Annotated in this window: 5 protein-coding genes; 2 read left to right on the forward strand and 3 right to left on the reverse strand. The window is 70.1% G+C overall.

What is annotated here, in order from left to right:
• Positions 1–70: 70 nt before the first annotated feature.
• On the reverse strand, positions 71–862 hold the full coding sequence (locus tag E1298_RS44520) for a hypothetical protein (RefSeq protein WP_131903411.1): 792 nt from the start codon (positions 860–862) through the stop codon (positions 71–73).
• A 421-nt stretch (positions 863–1,283) separates the two neighbouring features.
• Here E1298_RS44520 and E1298_RS44525 point away from each other — a divergent pair, with 421 nt between their 5' ends.
• Positions 1,284–1,523 carry a hypothetical protein gene (locus E1298_RS44525; protein ID WP_131903412.1) on the forward strand — a complete coding sequence of 80 codons (240 nt, stop codon included), beginning with the start codon at positions 1,284–1,286 and terminating at the stop codon, positions 1,521–1,523.
• Complete coding sequence (locus E1298_RS44530) at positions 1,520–2,125, forward strand: hypothetical protein (RefSeq protein ID WP_131903413.1); 606 nt, start codon at positions 1,520–1,522, stop codon at positions 2,123–2,125. Before E1298_RS44525 ends, E1298_RS44530 begins: the two co-directional genes overlap by 4 nt.
• Positions 2,126–2,171: 46 nt before the next feature.
• On the opposite strand, the gene E1298_RS44535 is transcribed toward E1298_RS44530, so the two are convergent.
• A complete protein-coding gene (locus E1298_RS44535) occupies positions 2,172–3,308 on the reverse strand; it encodes a hypothetical protein (protein ID WP_131903414.1) in 1,137 nt (378 codons plus the stop codon).
• 109 nt (positions 3,309–3,417) lie between these two features.
• Entirely contained in the window at positions 3,418–4,239 is an 822-nt protein-coding gene (locus E1298_RS44540) for an SAM-dependent methyltransferase (protein WP_243726224.1), read from the reverse strand.
• Positions 4,240–4,462 lie beyond the last annotated feature (223 nt).

Raw genomic sequence — 4,462 nt, forward strand, 5'->3', positions numbered from 1 at the left:
GGGTACTCGTGGCACAGCAGCAGGATGCCCAGGCGGCAGGAGGCGTCGGCGTCGCCGTGTTCGGCTGCGATCAGGAGGTCGACGCCGTGCTGGCCGAACAGGTCGTGGTAGCGGCGGTGCGCCAGGGCAGGGTGAATTCGTAGGCGAGCTCGGCGGCCATCTGGTCGCGGCGGCTGGGGGCGGCGTTGATCAGGACCTGGGCGGCCTCGTCCCCGGCGTTGGCCGCCGACACCAGCCAGGCTCTGGCCTCGGCGGGGTACTCGTGGCACAGCAGCAGGATGCCCAGGCGGCAGGAGGCGTCGGCGTCGCCGTGTTCGGCTGCGATCAGGAGGTCGACGCCGTGCTGGCCGAACAGGTCGTGGTAGCGGCGGTGCGCCATGGACTGTTTGTTGCGCAGGCTGTGCACCCAGGTCTGCAGCGCGTCGTCGTCCATGTTCTGCCAGAACAGTTCGCTCGGCTCGTCCGGGACCGGCTGTTCGGACGTCGCAGGCGGTTCCAGATGGAGCCGGTCGAGGCGGTCGCGCATGGCCTGGTAGTGGACGTGCCAGCCCTGGAGGTCCGCGGGGCCGTCGAAGACCGGCTCCACCCCGGTCGTCTCGACGTAGTGGAGGCAGGTCAGCACGTAGGCGGCCACCCAGCCCCAGGCTTGGGGGCGCTGCCGCTTGCGGGACATGACGTCGCTGATCCCGGCCACCGACAGCGGGCGCAGCACCTTGATCCGGTCCTTGTGGCGGGCGATCACCGCGGGGGCCGACTTGGCCAGCTCGCGTTGGCTGGGGGAACCGCACGCATGGGTGAACTGAAGAAGGTCGTGGACGAACTCGTCCAGCACGACGCTTGCCTGCGGGGAGTGGGTCGTCATTTCGTTAGGGCCCTAACGTGTCATGGGGTCATCGCCTGCGCTTGATCGTCAATGCCGAGGAGATGCTCTCACTGCGTTGGCCTTTATGGGTATCTCGGGGAGTAAAGCGTGCTGTTTCGGACTGTTCCGATTGGTCCTGGACGGGCCTGTGACGTGCGGTTCGAGGAATTACGGAGCGGGACGGAGCACTCTGGAGCGGCTCGGGGTGATCTTTGTGTCATGTGACGCAAAGTGGCCGAGTATCCGAACCGCATTCACCCGGGAATAAGGTGAGATGAGGTGGATGTCCGCTTGTATTGTGCTGAACTCCTCCCAGGTGTTCCGATTCCTTCTGATCGCTGATTTGCGGTGGTTCCGACGGGCCGGATCTGGCGTACTGGTGGGGCCAGTCCCCGACGACCCCCAAAGGACCGCACGACTCATGCATGCTCACGCCACCGCCTTCATCGCCTGCCGTCATCCCGTCCACCAGCATCGCGGCCGCCATGCCGGCCCCGCGGCGCCCCGGTTCGGCGATGACGACCTGCTGCTGTTCCTGCTGACCTCCACCTGGGAACTGCGCACCGCGCGGCCCGCCCCGGCCCTGCCGCTGAGCGAGCTGACCGAGGACGAGCTGATCGAGTTCTGGAGCGACCCCGCCGACGCGGAGCCGTCCGCGTGATCCAGCCCATGTCCCGGCCGCGCGACCTGCCGCGACCCGTCACCGCCACGCTGGCCGCCATCGACATCTGCGGCTTCGGCGCCCGCTCCGACGCCGGCACGCAGTTGCACCTGCGGCGCGAGATGTACGCGCTGCTCGTCCAGGCGTGCGAGATCACCGGCGTGCCCTGGCAGGACTGCTACCGCGAGGACCGCGGCGACGGCGCGCTGTTCGCCGTCCCGCCCGAGGTCGCGGCCGACCATCTGCTGGATCCCTTCGCCCACCACATGACCGCCCTGCTGCGGCGCTACAACCGGCTGGCCGGTCCCGCCACCCGGCTCAAGCTGCGGGGGGCCGTGCACATCGGACGCGTCCACCGCGACGACCACGGGGTGGCCGGGCCCGCGCTCGTCCACCTGTTCCGGCTCCTGGACGCCCCGGCGTTCAGGCGGATCGCCGGGAGCGCCGCCGCCGACCTCGCCATGATCGTCTCCGACCGGCTCTACACGGACGTCACCGACAGCGGGGGCCTCATCGATCCCGCGGCCTACACGCCGCGGCGCATCACCTGCAAGGAGACCCGCACCCGCGCCTGGATCTGGAGCCCGGTCACCGGACGCTAGCGGCCGCGGCCGTGGAGGAGAGGTGGCGTTCGCGGCGGACGCGGGTTCAGGACGCCCAGCGCTGGACGAAGAAGACGACGAGCGATGCCAGGATCCCGGTCACGTACTGCAGCAGCGTGGCGGTCCTGATCGGCAGCCGGCGCAGCGTCCGGAAATGGCCGTACACCTGGAAGACGCCGCCCAGGTCCTCCGACAGGAGCAGGTCGCCGGGCGGCCGGTGCGTCTGGGCCATCAGGGGGTCCACGATCGTGTCGATGTGCCGCCTGACCAGGTACGCGAGCGTGACGTACGGCTGGATGCCGACGTACATGGCCGTGATGACCGCCAGGACGGGGAACCCGACGAAGAACCCCCGCATGAGCGATCCCGGGTGGTCGCTGGTGACGGCCAGGGTCGACAGTTCGGCGATGAGAACGCCCAGCGCCGTGCAGACCGCGACGCGCCCGTAGACCCGGCACAGCTGGACGATGGCGGGCGTGTGCGCGGGATCCATCCACGCCATCTGCAGGTCCTGGCACCGGTGCAGCCGCAACGGCACCTCGGCGAGCGTGTAGAGCCAGTAGATGACGCCGCCGCCGACGAACCCCGTCCAGGCGCAGCACAGGTAGATCCACACGCTGACCGACACGGAGTCGGTGCTCTGATGCGACACCGCGTACACCAGCAGGACCGCCAGGCCCGTCCCGGCGGCGCCCGCCACCAGTTGCGGCGTCCGGGCGCAGCGCGCGTGCAGCCAGCCGATGAACTCCCTCCGCTCGCCCGATGCGGCCAGCAGGTCGGACACGTTCTCGGCGAGCACCCCCGTCCACCGCCAGGCGACCCAGCCGAGGGCCAGCATCAGCACGGACGACAGGGCGGCGGAGAAGGCGAACAGGCCGCCGGTGGTGCCGCGCAGCGGGTTGTCCTCCACGAACCCGCCGGCCACCAGGGCGAGCAGGTAGGGCCACGCGCCCATCACCAGCACCGATGCCGTCGCCGTGAGCGGCCCGATCGGGCCGGGCAGGATCCGGGCTATCGCCCTCGCCAGCAGCACCACCACGACGCGCGAGCGCCCCTGCTCGGCGAACCGGTGCAGTTCGTCCTCGGTCAGCGCGTCCCGCAGCCTGCGCCGGTCCACCGCCTCCAGCCGGCTGAGGATGTCGCCCTGCCCCTCGTCCGGACGCCCCGCCGCCTGCACATCCATCGCCATCCGCCTCGCCGGCCGCTCACCGTGGCACTACGGTGGCGTCCGGTCCGGGCGAGCACAACCCTTCGGCAAGGCCGAACCTGGACCGTCACAACGGACGCCGGGGTCAGTTCTTCAGGGCCACGCCGCCGTACATGGAGACCTGGGAGTCGTCGATGGACCTGGCCGCGTCGTCGGGACGCCAGTGGTGGACGGGGACCACGCCGGGTTCGAGCAGCTCGAAGCCGTCGAAGAACTTCACGACGTCGGCCTTCGGACGGGCCTTGGAGTTGATGCCGCGCGAGTTGTACTCCGAGACGGCGGCGGCGACCTGCTTGGGGGCGCTGTCGAGCGTGATCGTGGACAGGGCCAGGAAGCTGCCCGGGGCGAGCGGCTCCATGAGGCGGCGGACCACCGAACGGGCCAGGTCCTCGTCGTTGATGAAGTGCAGGACCGCGATGAGGCACAGCGCGATGGGACGTTCCAGGTCGAGCGCCTCGTGGAGCTCGGGGGAGTCCAGCAGGGTCTCCGGCTCGCTCAGATCCGCGTGGATGTAGCGCGACATGCCCTGGGGGGTGCTGGTCAGCAGCGCGCGGGCGTGCACCAGGACGATGGGGTCGTTGTCGACGTAGACGACCCGGCAGGCGGGGTCCACCGCCTGGACGACCTCGTGGAGGTTGGGCGAGGTGGGCAGGCCGGTGCCGACGTCCAGGAACTGCCTGACGCCGCGCTCGGCGGCCAGGTAGTGGGCCGTGCGGACCATGAAGTCGCGGTTGGCGCGCGAGGACGTCCGCATGTAGGGCGCGATCCTGACGACCTCCTCGGCCGCCGCGCGGTCGGCGGCGAAGTTGTCCTTGCCGCCGAGCAGGTAGTCGTAGACCCGTGCGGAGTGGGGCACGTTCGTGTTGAGATCCATGGAAGACGGGCCGAGATCCTCTGTGTCCGACACCTAAGCCTCCATGCCTAGATCAGTGGCGCAAATTCACACGGTAGCGGGGCCGCCCCCTCCGTGGGCGCGGTTGCCAGGTAAGGCCACCCCGCCGGTGCCCGCCCCCGCGGCCGTATTCGGGCCGCTCAGCGCTCTGCGGCCGACACCCGCAGCGGACGGGCTCCGCGTCTCCCCAGACGCCCGCCCGCCTGTTGATCATAGCTCCGACCCCGCCCACCAGGGA

The organism is Actinomadura rubrisoli (assembly GCF_004349215.1).
Lineage (GTDB): Bacteria > Actinomycetota > Actinomycetes > Streptosporangiales > Streptosporangiaceae > Spirillospora > Spirillospora rubrisoli.

Coding starts and splice junctions, on each gene's coding strand:
- E1298_RS44520 (WP_131903411.1), bottom strand. CDS start 862: ATGACGACCCACTCCCCGCAGGCAAGCGTCGTGCTGGACGAGTTCGTC.
- E1298_RS44525 (WP_131903412.1), top strand. CDS start 1,284: ATGCATGCTCACGCCACCGCCTTCATCGCCTGCCGTCATCCCGTCCAC.
- E1298_RS44535 (WP_131903414.1), bottom strand. CDS start 3,308: ATGGATGTGCAGGCGGCGGGGCGTCCGGACGAGGGGCAGGGCGACATC.